The organism is Mycobacterium sp. SP-6446 (assembly GCF_001954045.1).
GTDB lineage: Bacteria > Actinomycetota > Actinomycetes > Mycobacteriales > Mycobacteriaceae > Mycobacterium.
This window is the reverse complement of the sequence record NZ_MBEM01000262.1, coordinates 38,166-55,174: the sequence shown is the minus strand read 5'-3', so window position 1 is coordinate 55,174 and position 17,009 is coordinate 38,166. Positions and strand designations below refer to the sequence as shown.

21 protein-coding genes are annotated in these 17,009 nt (G+C 66.6%); 10 read left to right on the top strand and 11 right to left on the bottom strand.

Features of this window, described 5'->3' with window-relative positions; all coding sequences use genetic code 11:
- The first annotated feature begins 358 nt into the window (after nt 1–358).
- The 9 genes from A5736_RS23760 (at nt 359) to A5736_RS23720 (ending at nt 6,653) form a co-directional block, all read left to right on the top strand.
- Nucleotides 359–1,348, top strand: a complete 990-nt coding sequence (locus tag A5736_RS23760; RefSeq protein ID WP_076123289.1) for an esterase family protein — start codon at nt 359–361, stop codon at nt 1,346–1,348.
- Nucleotides 1,349–1,416: 68 nt separating this feature from the next.
- The gene (locus A5736_RS23755) at nt 1,417–1,953 is read left to right on the top strand and encodes a chorismate mutase (RefSeq protein ID WP_076123287.1); all 537 of its coding nucleotides are present in this window, start codon (nt 1,417–1,419) and stop codon (nt 1,951–1,953) included.
- A gap of 130 nt (nt 1,954–2,083) precedes the next feature.
- Complete coding sequence (rpfC, locus tag A5736_RS23750; protein WP_076057987.1) at nt 2,084–2,497, top strand: resuscitation-promoting factor RpfC; 414 nt, start codon at nt 2,084–2,086, stop codon at nt 2,495–2,497.
- 39 nt (nt 2,498–2,536) lie between these two features.
- The gene (locus A5736_RS23745) at nt 2,537–3,010 is read left to right on the top strand and encodes an SRPBCC family protein (RefSeq protein ID WP_175611372.1); all 474 of its coding nucleotides are present in this window, start codon (nt 2,537–2,539) and stop codon (nt 3,008–3,010) included.
- 11 nt (nt 3,011–3,021) lie between these two features.
- Nucleotides 3,022–3,879, top strand: a complete 858-nt coding sequence (locus A5736_RS23740) for an SDR family oxidoreductase (protein WP_076248998.1) — start codon at nt 3,022–3,024, stop codon at nt 3,877–3,879.
- A 4-nt stretch (nt 3,880–3,883) separates the two neighbouring features.
- Complete coding sequence (locus A5736_RS23735; protein ID WP_076248997.1) at nt 3,884–4,297, top strand: lipoprotein LpqH; 414 nt, start codon at nt 3,884–3,886, stop codon at nt 4,295–4,297.
- A 4-nt stretch (nt 4,298–4,301) separates the two neighbouring features.
- Nucleotides 4,302–5,624 carry a cytochrome P450 gene (locus tag A5736_RS23730; protein ID WP_076248995.1) on the top strand — a complete coding sequence of 441 codons (1,323 nt, stop codon included), beginning with the start codon at nt 4,302–4,304 and terminating at the stop codon, nt 5,622–5,624.
- Between the two features lie 90 nt (nt 5,625–5,714).
- Nucleotides 5,715–6,155: a nuclear transport factor 2 family protein gene (locus tag A5736_RS23725; protein WP_076123279.1), complete on the top strand. Its 441-nt coding sequence runs from the start codon at nt 5,715–5,717 to the stop codon at nt 6,153–6,155.
- Between the two features lie 180 nt (nt 6,156–6,335).
- Nucleotides 6,336–6,653 (top strand): DUF732 domain-containing protein, encoded by a 318-nt coding sequence (locus A5736_RS23720; RefSeq protein ID WP_076248993.1) that lies wholly within the window; start codon nt 6,336–6,338, stop codon nt 6,651–6,653.
- Here the strand turns inward: A5736_RS23720 and A5736_RS23715 are convergent.
- The 7 genes from A5736_RS23715 to bfr all read right to left on the bottom strand — a co-directional run bounded on the left by A5736_RS23715 (nt 6,650) and on the right by bfr (nt 13,561).
- Nucleotides 6,650–7,084: an SRPBCC family protein gene (locus A5736_RS23715; RefSeq protein WP_076123274.1), complete on the bottom strand. Its 435-nt coding sequence runs from the start codon at nt 7,082–7,084 to the stop codon at nt 6,650–6,652. The two genes, A5736_RS23720 and A5736_RS23715, sit on opposite strands and share 4 nt — an antisense overlap.
- Nucleotides 7,084–7,917, bottom strand: coding sequence for a lysophospholipid acyltransferase family protein (locus tag A5736_RS23710; RefSeq protein WP_076248991.1), 834 nt, complete (start codon nt 7,915–7,917; stop codon nt 7,084–7,086). The genes A5736_RS23715 and A5736_RS23710 overlap by 1 nt, the downstream gene beginning before the upstream one ends.
- 31 nt (nt 7,918–7,948) lie before the next feature.
- Nucleotides 7,949–9,055 carry an amidohydrolase family protein gene (locus A5736_RS23705; protein WP_076248990.1) on the bottom strand — a complete coding sequence of 369 codons (1,107 nt, stop codon included), beginning with the start codon at nt 9,053–9,055 and terminating at the stop codon, nt 7,949–7,951.
- A 2-nt stretch (nt 9,056–9,057) separates the two neighbouring features.
- Complete coding sequence (locus tag A5736_RS23700) at nt 9,058–10,410, bottom strand: glutamine synthetase family protein (protein WP_076248988.1); 1,353 nt, start codon at nt 10,408–10,410, stop codon at nt 9,058–9,060.
- 25 nt (nt 10,411–10,435) lie between these two features.
- Nucleotides 10,436–10,930 carry a carboxymuconolactone decarboxylase family protein gene (locus A5736_RS23695; RefSeq protein ID WP_076123265.1) on the bottom strand — a complete coding sequence of 165 codons (495 nt, stop codon included), beginning with the start codon at nt 10,928–10,930 and terminating at the stop codon, nt 10,436–10,438.
- 16 nt (nt 10,931–10,946) lie between these two features.
- Nucleotides 10,947–13,016 (bottom strand): MDR family MFS transporter, encoded by a 2,070-nt coding sequence (locus A5736_RS23690; RefSeq protein ID WP_076248986.1) that lies wholly within the window; start codon nt 13,014–13,016, stop codon nt 10,947–10,949.
- Nucleotides 13,017–13,081: 65 nt separating this feature from the next.
- Nucleotides 13,082–13,561 (bottom strand): bacterioferritin, encoded by a 480-nt coding sequence (bfr, locus tag A5736_RS23685; protein ID WP_076058007.1) that lies wholly within the window; start codon nt 13,559–13,561, stop codon nt 13,082–13,084.
- A 272-nt stretch (nt 13,562–13,833) separates the two neighbouring features.
- Here bfr and A5736_RS23680 point away from each other — a divergent pair, with 272 nt between their 5' ends.
- Nucleotides 13,834–14,019 (top strand): bacterioferritin-associated ferredoxin, encoded by a 186-nt coding sequence (locus A5736_RS23680; RefSeq protein WP_076248985.1) that lies wholly within the window; start codon nt 13,834–13,836, stop codon nt 14,017–14,019.
- A 6-nt stretch (nt 14,020–14,025) separates the two neighbouring features.
- On the opposite strand, the gene A5736_RS23675 is transcribed toward A5736_RS23680, so the two are convergent.
- Genes A5736_RS23675 through A5736_RS23660 form a run of 4 tightly spaced genes read right to left on the bottom strand, consistent with a single transcriptional unit; the run spans nt 14,026 to nt 16,931 of the window.
- Nucleotides 14,026–14,775, bottom strand: a complete 750-nt coding sequence (locus tag A5736_RS23675; protein ID WP_076248983.1) for an enoyl-CoA hydratase/isomerase family protein — start codon at nt 14,773–14,775, stop codon at nt 14,026–14,028.
- A 25-nt stretch (nt 14,776–14,800) separates the two neighbouring features.
- Nucleotides 14,801–15,244 carry a TIGR03618 family F420-dependent PPOX class oxidoreductase gene (locus A5736_RS23670; protein WP_076248981.1) on the bottom strand — a complete coding sequence of 148 codons (444 nt, stop codon included), beginning with the start codon at nt 15,242–15,244 and terminating at the stop codon, nt 14,801–14,803.
- Nucleotides 15,241–15,954, bottom strand: coding sequence for an EthD domain-containing protein (locus A5736_RS23665; RefSeq protein ID WP_076248980.1), 714 nt, complete (start codon nt 15,952–15,954; stop codon nt 15,241–15,243). The genes A5736_RS23670 and A5736_RS23665 overlap by 4 nt, the downstream gene beginning before the upstream one ends.
- A 41-nt stretch (nt 15,955–15,995) precedes the next feature.
- On the bottom strand, nt 15,996–16,931 hold the full coding sequence (locus tag A5736_RS23660; RefSeq protein WP_076248978.1) for a hydrogen peroxide-inducible genes activator: 936 nt from the start codon (nt 16,929–16,931) through the stop codon (nt 15,996–15,998).
- Nucleotides 16,932–17,009 lie beyond the last annotated feature (78 nt).

Sequence of the window (17,009 nt, the reverse complement as noted above, 5' to 3'; positions counted from 1 at the left end):
AGATTGAGCCAGCGTGTCGACCCGCGGCGACCGAAATCGCGCCGACGCAGCGGCGTCGCCGCAGGATTGCCTGGCCCGATCGAACTCCGCGAAATCGGGTTCGCCATTTTGATTAGACAGCCTTTATGTATTACCCGCGGGGCTGACCGCGATGCCGCCTCGGAAGCTCCATACCGGCCTTGTTGCCCGGCGTTCCGGGCGGTCAGGGAGGTCGAAGGCCCACGGAGCAGCGGTGGTTAATTGACGGGCGCTAACCGATATCAAACCGAGATTACTTCGCGTCCTAATCGACATTTGACCTATTCACACGGTAAATTCTGCCGAGGGCACCCGACGAACACACTACTAAGGGGCAGGTATGACAGACGTGAGCGAAAAGATTCGGGCCTGGAGACGGCGGCTATTGGTCGGTGCAGCAGCGGCCGTCACACTGCCGGGCCTGATCAGTCTTGCGGGGGGGACGGCGACCGCTGGCGCGTTTTCGCGCCCGGGCCTGCCGGTCGAGTACCTGCAAGTTCCGTCCGGGGCGATGGGCCGCGACATCAAGGTCCAATTCCAGAGCGGCGGAAGCGGCTCGCCGGCGGTGTACCTGCTCGACGGCCTGCGCGCTCAGGACGACTACAACGGCTGGGACATCAACACGCCCGCGTTCGAGTGGTACTACAAGTCGGGCCTGTCCATCGTCATGCCGGTCGGTGGGCAGTCCAGCTTCTACACCGACTGGTACCGCCCGGCGTGCGGAAAGGCCGGCTGCTCGACCTATAAGTGGGAGACGTTCCTGACCAGCGAGCTGCCGGGGTATCTGTCTTCGCAGAAGGGCGTCAAGCCGAACGGCAGTGCCGCGGTGGGCATCTCGATGGCCGGTGCGTCGGCGATGAACCTGGCCAATTACCACCCGGGCCAGTTCGTCTACGCCGGCTCGCTGTCCGGCTACCTCAGCCCGTCCACCGGGCAGGGCTGGATCGGTTTGGCAATGGGCGACGCCGGCGGCTACAAGAAGGAAGACATGTGGGGGCCGGACAACGACCCGGCGTGGCAACGCAACGACCCGTTGGTCAACGTCAACCTGCTCGTCGAGCACAACACCCGGCTCTGGGTGTACTGCGGCAACGGAACTCCAAACGAGCTGGGCGGTGCCAACCTGCCGGCGACGTTCCTGGAGAGCAACTTCATGATCGGCGTCAACAAGAAGTTCCAGGACGCCTACAACGCCGCGGGTGGCCACAACGCCGTGTTCAACTTCCCCGCGTACGGAACCCACAGCTGGGAGTACTGGGGAGCGCAGCTCAACGCCATGAAGGGTGACCTGCAGAGCAGCTTGGGTGCCACCCCCGGAGGCGGCGGATAGCCCGTCGTAGTCCGACCATCGCTACTGCGCTTGACGCCATCGTCAGGCGCAGTAGCGCGTTAAGGGTCGTGATCGCGGCGCCGGCGGTTCTGGTCGCCGCCCTGGCGCCGCAGGCGCGCGCCGACAGCGGACTGACCGAGTTGGTCGACGCGGCCGCGCAGCGGTTGCAGCTCGCCGAGCCGGTGGCCGCCGTCAAGTGGCGCACGCACGGCGCCATCGAGGACCCAGACCGCGTGGAACGAGAACTCGCCAAGGTGGGCGCCGAGGCCACCGCCCGGCACGTCGACCCGGCCTACGTCACCCAGGTCTTCCGCGACCAGATCCACGCGACCGAGGCGATCGAATACAGCCGGTTCGCGGCGTGGAAGCTCGACCCGGCCAGCGTGCCGGCCGATCCGCCCGACCTGCCCACGTTGCGCAGCGCGATCGACGCCCTCAACCAGACGATGCTGACCCAGATCGCGGCCAACTGGGGCCTGCTGCATTCGCCGGCATGCGCCCCGCAGCTCGACGCTGCCAGCGGCGGCGTCATCTGGGCACGCCAGCTCGACGGCGTCGACCGGCAGGCGCTCTCGTTGGCGACGAGCTCGTATTGCCAGGGCTGATTTAGTCATTTCTTACGAATCTCTAAAGCTGTCTTTCCGCTGGTGAGAACCAATTTCGGCTGATAGACGGCCTATCTCGGCCAATTTTCGAATTGGTAACGCTTCGGACACAGCTGCCGAATTGTTTGACATGAGTAAACTCTGCAAGCCTCTCGTCAAGTCCCTGATGGCCGGCGGGTTCGTTGCAGCGTCGCTGACTACTTCAACCGTCGAAGCCAACGCCACCCCCGTCACCCCCAACTGGGATGCGGTGGCGCAGTGCGAATCCGGCGGGAACTGGCAGGCCAACACTGGCAACGGCGAATACGGTGGGCTGCAGTTCAAACCAGCCACCTGGACCAGATACGGCGGCGTCGGTAACCCCGCGGCCGCATCCAGGGAGGAACAGATCGCGGTGGCAAACCGGGTCTTTGCCGACCAGGGGGTCGAGGCATGGCCGAAGTGCGGCGCCGCTTCGGGCCTTCCGATCGGGCTGTATTCGCACCCCGCACAGGGCATCAAACAAATCATCAACGGGATCATTCAGGCGAGCATCCCGCACTGATGGTCGATGACCGCCCATGGTCTATGACCGCGCACAAAGCTGTGTTTGGATCAGGCCATGGAAGGTTCGGCGACAGTACATATGGCGGCGCCCGCGGACAAGATCTGGGAGCTGATCGCGGACGTCCGCAACACCGGGCGGTTCTCCCCGGAAGTCATTGAGGCAGAGTGGCTCGGCGATGCCGCCGGCCCGACGCTGGGGGCCAAATTCCGCGGCCACGTCCGGCGCAACGAGATAGGCCCGGTGTACTGGACGACCTGCAAGGTGACCGCGTGCGAACCCGGCCGTGAGTTCGGCTTCGCGGTCATGCTCGGCGACCGCCCGGTGAACAATTGGCACTACCGATTGGCGCCTTCCGGCGGTGGCACGGACGTCACCGAATCGTTTCGCCTCAACCCGGCGCCGTGGCTCGGTGTGTATTGGTTGCTGGGCGGCTTTCTGCGTAAGCGCCGCAACATCCGCGACATGACCAAAACGCTGAACCGCATCAAAGATGTGGTCGAGGCGGGCTAGAGGCGGCCTGGGTGAAATCCATCTTCATCACCGGCGCGGGCAGCGGCATGGGCCGCGAGGGCGCAAAGCTCTTCCACGCCAATGGATGGCGAGTGGCCGCGGTGGACCGCAACGGCGACGGTCTGGCGGGCTTGAGCCGGGAGCTGGGCGCCGAGCGGCTGTGGACCCGGGTCGTCGACGTGACGGACAAGGACGCACTCGACGGCGCACTGGCCGACTTCTGCGCGGGGAATACCGGCGGCGGACTCGACATGATGTGGAACAACGCCGGCATCGGTGAATCGGGCTGGTTCGAGGACGTGCCGTACGACGCCGCCATGCGCGTGGTGGAGGTCAACTACAAAGCGGTGCTGACCGGGGCCTACGGCGCGCTGCCCTACCTCAAGCGGGCTCCGGGCAGCCTGATGTTCTCGACGTCGTCGTCGGCAGGCACCTACGGGATGCCGCGCATCGCCGTGTACTCGTCGACCAAGCATGCGGTCAAGGGCCTGACCGAGGCGCTCAGCGTCGAGTGGCAGCGACACGGGGTGCGCGTCGCCGACGTCCTTCCCGGTCTGATCGATACCGCGATCCTGACCACGACGACCAACCACTCCGCCGACGGCGGGTCGACGATGTCCGGCGAGGAACTCCGCGCCACCTCGCCAAAAAAGGGCTTGTTCCGGCTGATGCCGGCGACCAGTGTCGCGGAGGCCGCGTGGCAGGCTTACCACCACCCGAGGCGGCTGCATTGGTATGTGCCCAAGGGCATTCGCTTGATCGACCTGTTCAAGGGCCTCAGCCCGGAGCTCGTGCGAGGGCGCATCGTCAAATCTCTACCCGCGCTGATGCCGAAAACCCCAGGGGAAAAGACCCCAGTGAAGGAGTGAATCCGTGCAGAAACGGGTGATCGCGATCGGTCTGGCCGTTGTCGCCAGCGTCGCCGGGTGCGCGCAGGCGCAGACGACGCCACTGCGGTCCGCCCGCCTGACCATCGACGGGACCACGCACAGCGCCCGACCTCCCGCGTGCAGCCAACTGCAGTCCTACCGGACCATCGAGATCCCCGACCGCGACGGCCAGGTGGAAGCGGTGGTGCTGCTCAGCGGCTACCGCGTGGTCCCCCAGTGGGTGAAGATCCGCAATATCGACGGGTTCACCGGCAGCTTCTGGCAGGGCGGCGTCGGAAGCGCGCACGTCGAACTCGCGGGCAGGGCGTACACCATCTCCGGCAGCGCCTACGGGATCAACAGCCGCAATCCCAACAAGGTCGTCACGACGGACTTCAAGATCAGCGCCGAGTGCTGAAGCCATGAAGCGGAGATTGCACTGGCTTGCGATGCACGGGTTGATCAGGACTCTCGCGACGATCGGGGCCCGGCGAGGAGATTTGCAGGGCAGGCTGATCATCGATCCGAAGGTGGCCGCCGACCCGGTGTCGTTCTACGACGAAGTACGCGCGCACGGCCCGCTGGTGAAGTGCCGGGCGAGCCTCATCACTGCCGACCACGCGGTCGCCCATGAATTGCTGCGATCCGACGACTTCCGCGTGCTGATATTCGGGTCGAATCTGCCGGCGCCGATGCGATGGCTGGAGCGGCACGCCCGCGACGACCTTCTGCATCCGTTGCGTGCGCCGTCGTTGCTCGCCGTCGAGCCGCCGGACCACACGCGCTATCGCAAGACGGTGTCGGCCGTGTTCACCCCGCGGGCCGTCAGCGCATTGCGGGATCGCGTCGAGCAGACCGCGGCCGATCTCCTGGACGAGTTGGCCGAAGAGCCCGGTGTCGTGGACATTGTTGGACGGTATTGCTCGCGGCTTCCGGTCGCGATCATCAGCGACATCCTGGGCGTACCCGAGCGGGACCGGGGGCGCATCCTGGAATTCGGTGAGTTGGCCGCGCCTAGCCTGGACATCGCATTGCCGTGGCGGCAGTACCGGACCGTGCAGCAGGGAATCGCCGGATTCAACGCCTGGCTCGCGGAGCATCTGCGGCAATTGCGGCGATCCCCGGGCGACAATTTGATGAGCCAGTTGATCCAAACTGCCGAAAGCGGCTCTGCCGAAACATATCTGGATGAGACTGAGCTTCAGGCGATCGCCGGGCTGGTGCTGGCCGCCGGGTTCGAAACCACGGTGAACCTGTTGGGCAACGGGATTCGCATGTTGCTGGACACACCCCAGCACCTCGAGGCGCTGCGGCAGCATCCGGAGTTGTGGCCCAACGCCGTTGAAGAGATCCTGCGGCTGGAATCGCCGGTGCAGCTCACCGCGCGAGTGGCCCGCAACGATGTCGAGGTGGCGGGCCAGTGGGTCGAGCGTGGGGAATTGACGGTTGTCTACCTCGCCGCGGCCAACCGGGACCCGTCGGTATTCCCCGATCCACACCGCTTCGACATCGAACGGCCCAATGCCGGCAAACATCTCGCGTTCTCCGGGGGCCGGCACTTTTGCCTGGGCGCCGCCCTTGCCCGCGCCGAGGGCGAAGTGGGCCTGCGAACGTTTTTCGACCGCTTTCCCGGCGTGCGCGCGGCGGGCGCCGGCAGCAGGCGTGACACGCGCGTGCTGCGGGGATGGTCGACGCTGCCGGTGATCCTGGGCCCAGCGCGGTCGATGGCGCGGGTCGACACGTAAGCGCGTCCGGTGCGCCGGGTGGGCAACGACGTCATTGGGTTGACATCCGCCCGGCGACCGAGTTTATTTGCCGCTATGACAGAGGCTTCTATGATCGCGGTCGAGGACGTCGTAAGCGGGCTTTGGCAGGCACTTTCGCGGCGCGATTGGGACGCGGTGAAGACGTTCCTGGCAGACGACTGCCTCTACGCGGACATGCCGGTCCCCGCGCTGGCGGCACGGGGTCCCGACAACATCGTGAAACGGCTGAAAATGGGGCTGGAGCCGCTCGCGGGCTACGAGAACCACGACGGTCTGCTGGTCTCCAACGGTCCCGATGTCATGTACGAGCATTCGGAGACTTGGACTTTCGCGACCGGCGAGCAGGGCGTGTTGAGGTTCGTCACGGTGCACAAAGTCATCGACGGGAAAATCACTGTCTGGAAAGACTATTGGGACATGAACAGCCTGGTCAGCTTCGCGCCGCCCAACCACTTCGAGGGCCTTGCCGGAGACACCAGCTGGGTGTTCGACGCGACCGGCCTCGTCTGAGCGGTTACCGGTTAGTGCATACCGCGTGAACTCTGTCGATCGCGGGTGTGGCCGGCGGCGATAGGGGTTATCAGTCGTCGGGAGTCGTTAAGGGGATAGCGGCTTTCGAAAGAGGTTCGGCCGCAGCCACTGCCAGCGAATGCTGCCAGCGATGCCTGCGGCGACAATGGGGGTGAATCCATGGCTATCCGCTTGTTCGTGGCTGCGATGGTCGCGCTGCTGGGCCCGTTCGCGGCGGTGTCGACCGCGCATGCCGATACCAACGACGACAAATTCCTCAAAGCGCTCAAGTCCGAGGGCATCACCGACCACGTATCGGCCAGCCACGCGATCGAGGCCGGTCACATGGTCTGCCAGAAACTCGACCAGGGCATGACGCCCAACCAGGTGGCGGCCGACGTGCTGAACAGCAGCAGCATGCCCGCCTACCATTCCGGCTACTTCGTGGGCGTGAGCATCAAGGAGTATTGCCCGCAGTACGCCCCCAAAGACAGCTAACCCTCGACGAGGCCCTTGAGGCATTTCAGCGTGGCGGACAGGTTGCGACCGACCTGACGTACCGCGATCCGGTCGGCGATGTAGCCCAAGATGCCGCCGGGTGCCTGATACGAAAGCCGGAACGTCACCCTGGTTTTGCCGTCCCCGCAGTCACGCAACCGGATTCGGCCACGCAGGTTTACCCCGGTGATGCCGACCCAGGCCAAGTCTCGACGGTCGTCGAATTCGACAACCTCGATCAGGCCGCCGACGGGAACCGAGCCGATCTTCCAGTGCACGGTGTAGCGCGCGCCCACCCCGCTGCGCTGCTCACCGGCCGTCTCCCAGCGTTCGAGGCTCGTCATGAACGACGGGTAGCAGTCCGGGTCGCTGACGATCTTCCAGACCGCGTCGCGGTCCGCGTTGATCACGCATCGGCGTTCGACGCGCATCAGCCGATCACCGGAAATCGGCGTTTGGCGGCCAGCCGATCGACGCCGCCCTGCAGGCTGGCCGTCACCTTGTCGTGCACCGCCTGGTCGTCGCCGTCGACCTCGATCGGTTCCTGCACCTCGATCGCGATCTTGGTGGGCAGCGGGATGTGGCCGGCCAGGTCGCTGATGTTCAGACCCCACGGCAGCGCTAGCGATATCGGAATGCTCTTGAGCCGCAACAACTTATCCGTCATCAAGAGCTTGGCAAGCCACTGTCCCCTATCGAGGAACAGCGCGCTCTCCTGGCCGCCGACGCTGGCGACGGGAACGATCGGCACGCCCGCCTCGCGGGCCAGCCGCACGTAACCCATGCGCCCGCCGAAGTCGACCGTGTGGCGCTCCCACGACGGCCGGAACACCTCGTAGTCGCCGCCGGGATAGACCAGCAGCGCCGCCCCGGACTCCAGCGCCAACCGGGCGTTCTCGTGGTTTGCGGCGACGGTGCCGAACTTGCGCAACCAGCCCAGTGGCGGTGCGGAGACGACGAGGTTGTGGGCCAGCTGGTAGAAGGGTCGTTCGACCCCGAAGTACGAGCAGAACGCGAGCGTGAAGACGAACGTGTCAGGGGGCACGTTGCCGCCACTGTGGTTGCCGACCAGCAGCACCGGGCCCTCCGGCGGAATGCGGTCCAGGCCCCGCACGTCGGCCCGGAAGTACAGCGACGCCAGCAGCCAGGTGCCGGGAAGCTGGTCGCGGATGTAGTCGGGATCGCGCTGGTCGAGGTCGGCTTTGGGCACCCGCGATACCACTTGATCGCGGGCCCACTGCAAGACATCCCCCACGGACGGCATATCCGCAGGGGTACCCCGGTGTCACCGGGGGTCAAACGCGGTAGATGCGGGCGGCGTTCTCCCGGGCGATCAAGTCGACCACCCGGATCGCGTCGGCCTCGCTCCAGTCCCCGTCTGCGACGAATTCGCTCAGCACGCGATGAATGCCCTTGCGCCACAAGGCTGCACCGAGAAAGTGCAATTCCGCGGGGCCAAACCCATCCGAGGAATACAGAATTCTGCGGAATGGCGCCATCTCCAGGGTTCGCCCGATGAACGCCGGCGACCGTGCGCCCAGGTGGTTCACGCTCAGCCCGCCGTCCAGGTAGACGTTGTTGAACGCCTGGGCGAGGTAGCCGGCCTCGCGCTCGTAGGGGTAGCAGTGCAGCAACACGATCGGGGTGTCGCCGGCCTGCCGGAGGAAGTCGAGCAGATACAGCGGATTGGCCTTATGCAGGTCGCAGTCCCGGTCGCCGAAACCGACATGGAATTGCAGCGGCTTGCCGACCCGCAGCGCCTGATGTAACCCGAAGCGCAGCAGGACGCGGTCTTGCAGCCGGACGCCGCCGCCATCTCGCCACCGCCCGGCGGCCTCGGCCACCTCCGCCGGCGAAGGCTCGCTCAGGTCGCCGTCGAACCCGCCCCGGTAGGCCAGGATGGACTTGGTGCCGACGGCCGTGGTCATTCGCCGCTGCAGGATCTCCTCGAACGCCGAGGCGTAGTCGCCGGGTGCTTGCGCGGCCTGCTCGGCCACTTGCTCGAGCCGAACGATCTCGTGAGCGCGGTCGCCGGACAGCGCGCTCAGCTTCTCGACATCCGCGACGTCGGCGCCGATCCCGGTGTCCACCAGCCAGTCGCTCACTCCGGCGGCCGGCAGGAACAGCCGGGCCAGCTCGTCCTCGGTGAACTGGCCGCGCCGCTCCCAATAGGCCTGGGGTTCGGCGTGTTTGGGCAACTCCAGGATCGGGGCGCAGTGGGCACGGACGGCGAAGCCGAGTTGCGAGTCGAAGCCCGGGTGCGTCAGCGCGTCGGTGTTGGCCTCGTTGAGCGCATTCTCGAAGCGTGCCCGGTCCCCCGGCGCCAACCAACACCCGTGGACGTGCTGATCGATCAACGGCACTTGGCCGATGCGCTGCGCCAGGTCCGAAGGGTCCGGCACGCTCACAGGCTCCAGGCCATCCGAAACTTGTCCGCCAGCCGCTCGTCGTCCAGGGTGCCGTACCGCTCATGCTCCAGGCGGCGGACCGCGATGACCATGTCGACGGCGGCATCGCCCAGGATGCCGCGCATCAGCTCGGAATTATCCAGTGCGGCAATCGCTTCCACCTGATTCTCCGCAAGTCGCAGCACGCCGATGCGCTTGCGCTCCGAGGCGGACAGTTTTGCCGGATCTATCGTCGCTTCCGGCGGTAGTGGCGTGTCGCGCCGAATCCCATCGAGGGCCAGCCCGAGAATCGCCGCCGACGCCAGGTACGGATTCGCCGAGGGGTCGACGATTTTCACCTCGACATTGCCGCCGTGCGCGCTGCCCGGGCCGCCCTTGACGAATCGCACTGCGGCCTCGCGGTTCTCGGTGCCCCAGCACACATGGGCGCCGGCCCAGTTACCGGGCCTCATCCGAAGGCCGGACACGATCGAACCGCATAGCACCCCCTGCGCCTCCGGCAGCCCGCGAATCACCCCGGCCACCGCGCTCTCCCCAGCCGCTGTCATGCCGGCGGCGCCGGTTCCGTCGGAGAACAGCGGTCCGTCGGGAGTGCTCAGCGAGAAGTGCTGGTGTGCACCGGATCCGACGCTGCCGGCAAACGGGGCCGGCGACAGGCTGATGCGCAGCCCATGGCGCCGGGCGGCCCGGCCGATGATGATCCGGGCCACCACCAGCTGATCGGCCGCGGCCACCGGCGGTAGCGGGGACAACGAAATCTCGAATTGGTTCGCCCCCGATTCGGGGTGGAACTGCTCGATCCCGACGCCGGCGGTGCTGGCGGTAGCGATGACATCACGGACGAAGGCCTCGTGTTCGAGCACGCCGGCGAGGCCGTACTGCGCCCACAACACCGACGGGAGCCGCGCACCGTCGGGCTCCACTAGGAGGAATTCGATTTCGTGACCGATGGCCGCCTCGATGCCCGCGTCGGCAAGTGCGGCCTCGATTCGCGTCAGCGTTCCGCGGCTGCATCCGGGGACCGGTGTGCCGTCCTGTTCGAAGAACGCGGCCGGCGCCCACGCCAACCCGTCGCCGATGATGCGCAGCGCCGACAGGTCGATGCGCAGACGCTGATCGCCCACCACGCCGACGTCGTCGGTGAAAGCGATGCCGGTCTGGTCGATGGCGAACGCGTGCCACGTGGGACTGGCACCCAGGCCGGGGTCGGCGAACGTGTTGGTCCGCCGGATCGGCACCGTTTTGGCCTGGGTGAGCCCGGCCGGGTTCACCACGGTGCCGATGACGGTGTCGACGCCTTCGCCCTCGAGCTGGGCGATCGCCGCGGCGGCGAGCGGTGTGGCTGTCATGGCAGCCCGAAACGTCGCGTGCTGGTCAGGCGCGGCTGGGCAAGGTCAGCTTGCAGGCCTGGCCGATATCCAGGGTGCGCAGCATCCGGCCCATGCCGACCCACAGGGCGCAGGACATCGCGAGGTCGGCGAGCAGCTCCTCGGAGAAGTGCTCGTTGCAGCGGCTCCAGAAGTCTTCGTCGTCACGCAGCTTGGTGTGCTCGGTGCCAAAGCGGTGGGCGAACTCGGCGGCCAGGCGCTCCTGTTCGCTGTAGCCGGGCCAGGTGCGCCATTCCAGCGCGTGCTCGTAGAGCTCTTCGTCGACGCCTGCCGCGGGCCCGTCGGCATCGCGGGTATTCATGCACACGGTGCACTCGTTGTCATGTGCGATCACCGTCCGGGCCAGCTCGCGGGTGCGCATCGGCAACCGGTTCTTCGTGTAGACCGCCTGGCTGAAGTTGGCGATCGCGCCGCCAAGGTCAGGCGATTTCGTGGCCCAGCTGTAGACGTCGTCGTCCGCGAAGGTTCCGATTCGGCTCATGGCGTGATGGTACGCCCTAGCCCGTTTGCGGTAGGGCGATCGTCGGCTGTTCGTCGTGCCACTCGCGTTGTGCCAGAACCCGATGCGCGATGCGTTGCATGGCGGCCTCCACCTGGCGGCGGTCCGGCCGGCCCTCGAAACTCGGTGAACGGGCCAGCTTGTCGAGGATCCAGGCCACCAGCAGCGAGTACACGTAATCGACCTGCTGGACGCCGGATTGCGTCAACCACATTTGGTCCCCGTCGCCCTGCACGAAACCGGCGCCGACCAGGCGGCGGAAGGTGGGCTCTAGTACTTCGAAAGGTATCCGCAGCGTGTCGCCGATATCGGTGAGCCGGGCCGCCCCATACATCTGCTGATAGCGGTAGATCCGCAGGACGCCCCACAACCCGGCGACGTCGAGCCGGCAGTCGGGCCGCATGGCGATGCTGCGCAGCCGCATGCCGGGGGCGCCCCGCAGCAGCCGGCCGATCGCGGTCTCCAGCATCTCGTCGGGTGATTGGCTCGTGGGCATGGCGAACGCCTCGCCGATGTCGCCGCGGTTATTGCCGATCCCCCGCAACGGCACTTCGCGCAAAAACAGCGCCAGCACAAACCCGACCAGCGCGACCGGCACCGCCCAGAGGAACACCAGGGTGAGCGAGTCGGCATAGGCGGCCACAATCGGGGCAGCCACGGTATGCGGCAGGCGGTGCAGGGCCGCCGGCGAAGCGGCGGCGGCGGCGGGCGCGTGGCTGGCGGCCAGCGCCGGCCCGATCCGGCTGTGCAGGAAGTTGTTGAACAGCGAGCCGAAGATGGCCGCGCCGAACGAACTGCCGATCGTGCGGAAGAAGGTCACCCCGGAGGTGGCGACGCCGAGGTCGTCGAAGCTCGAGGTGTTCTGGACGATGAGGACCAGCGTCTGCATGCACATCCCGATCCCCGCGCCCAGGATGACCAGGAACACCGATTGCAGCAGGGTCGATGTCGACGGGTCCATCCGCGACATCAGGAAAAACGCCACGGCCATCACGGCGGTGCCCGCGACCGGGAAGACCTTGTATCTGCCCGTGCGGCCGACCAGGGCGCCGCTGCCCATCGAGGTGGTCAGCATGCCCACCACCATCGGCAGCGTGCGCAGGCCCGACGTGGTCGCCGAGACGCCGTCGACGAACTGCATGTAGGTCGGCAGGAACGTCAGCGCGCCCAACATCGCGAACCCGACCACGAAGGACAGCACGCAGCACACCGTGAATACCGGGCTGCCGAACAGCCGGGTCGGCAGAATCGGCGCGGCGACACGGCTTTCCACCCAGACGAAGATTCCCAGGGTCACAGCCGAACCCGCGAACAACCCGACGATCGTCGCCGAGCCCCACGGATAGGTGGTGCCGCCCCAGCTGGTGGCCAGCGTCAGCCCCGAGGCGCCCAGGCCGACCAACAGGATCCCGGTGTAGTCGATTACCGGTTTGGTGCGCTCGGACAGCGCCGGGATGGCCGCCGCGGCCACGAAGAAAACCACGACCGAAATCGGGACGTTGATCCAGAACGCCCAGCGCCACGTCAAGTGATCGGTGAAGTACCCGCCGAGCAACGGCCCGATCACCGTGGTGACGCCGAACACCGCGCCCATCGCTCCCTGGTAGCGGCCGCGATCCCGCAGCGGAATGACCTCGCCGATCAACGCCATGGCGGTCACCATGAGCCCGCCGCCGCCGATGCCCTGCAGCGCGCGCGACGCGACCAGCATGCCCATCGAACTCGAAAGCCCACAGAGCACCGACCCGGCGACGAAGAACACGACGGCCGCCTGGAACACCCGCTTTCGGCCGAACAGGTCACCGAACTTGCCGACCAGGGCGGTCATGATGGTCGACGCGAGCAGGTAGCTGGTGACAACCCACGACTGATGGCCCGCCCCACCGAGATTGGCGACGATGGTCGGCAGCGCGGTCGCCACGATCGTCTGATCCAGCGCGGCCATCAACATGCCGAGCAAGACCGCCACGAAGATGAAATTCCGTCGCTGCGGATCGACCGCGACGTCGCCGGGTGCGTGCTCGGCAGCCGGGCTGGCCGGGATCGCTGATGGTGTCGTCCTCGTCATGCCTGCCTTCCCGTCGGCGTCCGATGCTTACGGATGCCCAGGGTCAGTTAGCGGCAATCAGAGCGTCAGCTCGGGGGCCGCGAGACGCATTGCGCCGAGTACAGCTCCTCGCCCAGCTTCTCCATCAACTCCAGCTGCGTCTCCAGGTAGTCGATGTGTTTTTCCTCGTCCGCCACGATCTCCTCGAGGAGGTTGGCGCTGGTGCTGTCCTGTTTTTCGCGGCACATGATGATGCCGGGCTTGAGCCGGTCCATCACCTCGTATTCGATGGCCAAGTCGGCCTCGAACTGCTCGCGCAGCGTTTGGCCGATGCGTAGCGAGAACAGGCGTTGATAGTTCGGCAACCCGTCGAGCAGCAAAATGCGGTCGGTGATCGCCTCGGCGTGGCGCATTTCGTCGAAGGACTCGGCGCGGGTGTGCTCGGCGAGCTCGGTGAAGCCCCAGTTGTCCTGCATCTTGGAATGCAGGAAGTATTGGTTGATTGCGGTGAGCTCGCTTGTCAATTGCTCGTTGAGCAGGCGCAAAACGTCCGGATCACCTTGCACGATCGCTCCTTAGGGGTATGAAGGCCGTCATGTCTGAGCGCGGACGGCGGGCTGGGCTGAAGCACGCCGTTTCGGGCTTGTAGCAGCACTTTGCCACGCCGATTTCGAATCTTCCAGCAAGGTATGGCTGCGCTCAGCAAGGTATGGCTGGGCTCATCGGCATGACTTAGGTCACCCATCGTTAGGTTAGACTCCGCTAATCTAGTTAGGTTAGACTCCACTAATATGAGGCTGGTTCGCACGGCTTACGCGCGCACGCGGGGGACCCGCTGATGTACGTATGCCTGTGCGTGGGGGCCACCAATCAAACGGTGTGCGAGGCGGTAGCGCGGGGTGCCTGCACGTCGAAGGAGATTGCCGCCGCGTGCGGGGCCGGCGCCGACTGCGGGCGCTGCCGGCGCACGCTGCGCGCGATCATCGAATCCGCGCGCCAACTCGAGCCCGCTCGCTCGCGATAACTCCGGTCAGCGTTTGTTGAAATCCGCCAGAGCGGCGGCGTTGGCCTGAGCGCCCATCAACTCGGCGAAATGAGCGTTTTCCCGCGCGCTGGCCGCCGCGATCTCCGGACGGATCGGTTCGACCATCGTGTGCTTGACGGCCATCAGGCTCGAAATCGGCCGCGCCGCAAGGATTTCGGCGTGCCGACGGGCCTCGGGCAACAACTCGTCCGGATTGCAGACCCGCCACACCAGGCCCATCCGCAGCGCCTCTTCGGCATCGATCCATTCCGAGGACATGAGCAACCAGGCGGCGTTCTGCCGGCCCACCAGCTGCGGCAGCAGATACGAGGAGGCGGCCTCGGGCGCGACACCCAGGCTGGTGAAGGGGCACTTCAGGCGCGCCGTCGCGGACATGAACGCCAGGTCGGCGTAGCCGAGAATCGTGGCGCCGATGCCCACCCCGACGCCGTTCACCGCGCAGATCAGTGGCTTCGGAAACGCGCTGAGCGCGTCGATCAAGCCGACGAAGCCGTGCTTTCCCGGCGTGAAATCGGGGTCGGTGATCCGCGCCTGCATCTCGGCGAGGTCGGTACCGGCGCTGAAGCCGCGCCCGGCGCCGGTCAATAGCACGACGGCGACCTCGGGATCCTCGGCCGCGGCCCACAGCGCCTCGGCCGTCGCGTCATAGAGGGCTTCGTTGAAGGCATTCAGCGCGTCGGGCCGGTTGAGCGTAAGCGTGCGTACCCGCTTTTCGTCGTCGATCTGCAGCGTCACGGCTGCAGCCTAACGGTTGGTGAATTCAGCCGTTGCTGTAGACGCGGGTCGGCGCGATCAACACCACGGCACGCCGCTCGGTGGCCATCACCCGGTCGTACTCGTCCCAGTCGTCGTGCGTGCCGCCCGCCGCCGTGAAGACGTCACGGAGCAGGAGCCGCAACTGATCGCCGCCCGTCAGCCAGGGCTGCGCGTCGTCCGGGCCGGCCAGCTCGGCGCGGCCCTCGACAGTGGCCCACTGCCAACCGTTCTTGAACGTGACGGCCAGCTGTGGCCGCGCCCGCAGGTTGGCGAGCTTGACTTTGCCGTACGTGGTAAACGCAAGGGACGGTTGGCCCGCGGCCGGATGCGGCAACAGGCCGACGTTGACCAGCGATGCCTGCACGCTGCCATCGGCACGAACGGTGGATATCACCGCCAGACCGCTTTCCCCTGCCGCCAGCGCTACCGCGTCGTCGAGTGTCGTCATCCGGTGTCCTCACTTCCAAAGGGCGCCTTGAACACGTACCGGCTGGTCGGCACGGTGTCGATGTTCTCGTTGGCGCCAAATGCAGTTGTGCTGGCGACCATCCGGCCCACCCGGTGCTGCAGGTCCGCGTCGTCTACGGCACCGAAGAATGCCTTCAAGTCGGTGATTGCCTCCGCGGGGAACAACTCTTCGACGATGCCCGAGATTCCCGGCGCGCCCTCGGTGAGCGTCCGGACCACCCAGTTCTGGGTGTAACCGAATGTCGACTGGGTTTCGATGGCGACCGAGGTGTGCTCGCGCTGCCAGCGCGTGAGCCAGGACTCCTGATCGAGGGCCGCGGGCCGGCGCAGCAGGGCGATGTTGGCTAAACCCGGTGTGCGAGTGCCGGATTCGACGGCCGGCGCGGCCAGCGGGACCGACTCCGTCACCAGGTACGCGCCCAGTAGTTCGCATTCCTTGGCGAGCAGGTCCAGCGCCGCCGCCGTCTGGTCGCCGTAGCACTGCTGGGTCCACAGGCTGACCACCGCGGCGACCGGCGGGTCCAGGGTGGTCAACGTCATCAGCGAGTGGCGCACCGCGGCGTCCCGGACATTGACCGACAACCCGGGCAGGCCCAGCCCCAACAGCGCGTCGGCGACGGGGCCCCGTTGGCGGGCGCACCAATCGTCGTCGGCTTCGGTGCGCATCAGTACGGCGATTACCTTCTCCATGGGCTGAACCTACCGTCGGAGGCCCCGGGTCCACAGGGCCGCTATTTGATCAGCCGGACCTTGTGCTCAGCCTTGATCGACTCGCCGATGATCCGGGCGAGCCGCCGATAGGATTCGTCGCGACCGCTCGAGGAACGGAACACCAGGCCTATCCGTCGACCGGGGCGGGGAGTCGCGAACTGCGCGAGTCCGAGTTGGCTGCGCGCGGCCTCGACCGGCGCCGCGCTTTGCGGGATCAGCGTGACGCCCAGCCCGCCCGTCACGCATTGCACGGCGGTGGCCAGCGACGCGGCCCGCGTATCGGCGAGGTCGGCCCGCACGCCCGCCTTCTGGCAGACGTCCAGGGCCTGATCGCGCAGGCAGTGACCCTCGTCCAGCAAGAGCAGCGGCAGCTCCGCCAGCGCGCCGGTGGGCACGCGGTGTTTGCCCGAAAGCGGGTGCCCGGGCGGCACCGCGAGCAGGAAATCCTCGTCGTAGATGGCGATCTCGGTGACGCCGGCCGCATCGGAGGGCAACGCGATCAGGGCGGCGTCCAACGCGCCGTCGCGCAGCGCCGCCAGGAGCCGCTCGGTCTGGTCTTCGATCACCCGCAGCGTGAGCGCGGGCAGGCGGCTCGCCAGCCCCGCCAACACCGACGGCAACACGTAGGGCGCCACCGTCGGGATCAATCCCAACCGCATGGTGCCCTGCAGCGGGTCGGATGTCCCCGCGGCCGCGGCGCTGAACGCCCCCATCGCCTCGACGACGGCCTGGGCGAACGGCAACAGCCGCATCCCCTCGGTCGTCACGCGCACCCGCCGCGTCGACCGTTCCACGAGACGGGTGTCCACGCTGGCTTCCAGCGCCGCCAAAGCCTGTGAGAGCGTCGACTGACTGACGCCGAGAGTGGTTGCCGCACTGCCGAAATGCTGCTTCTCGGCCACCGCGACGAAGGCACGTAGCCCGGCGAGAGTGGGCTGAAAACTCTTATCGGTCATACCTATTAGTGTAGTGGGATATATCACCTTTACTTTAGACCGAGCTCACGGCAGCATTGGGGAAGACAGCTAATCTTG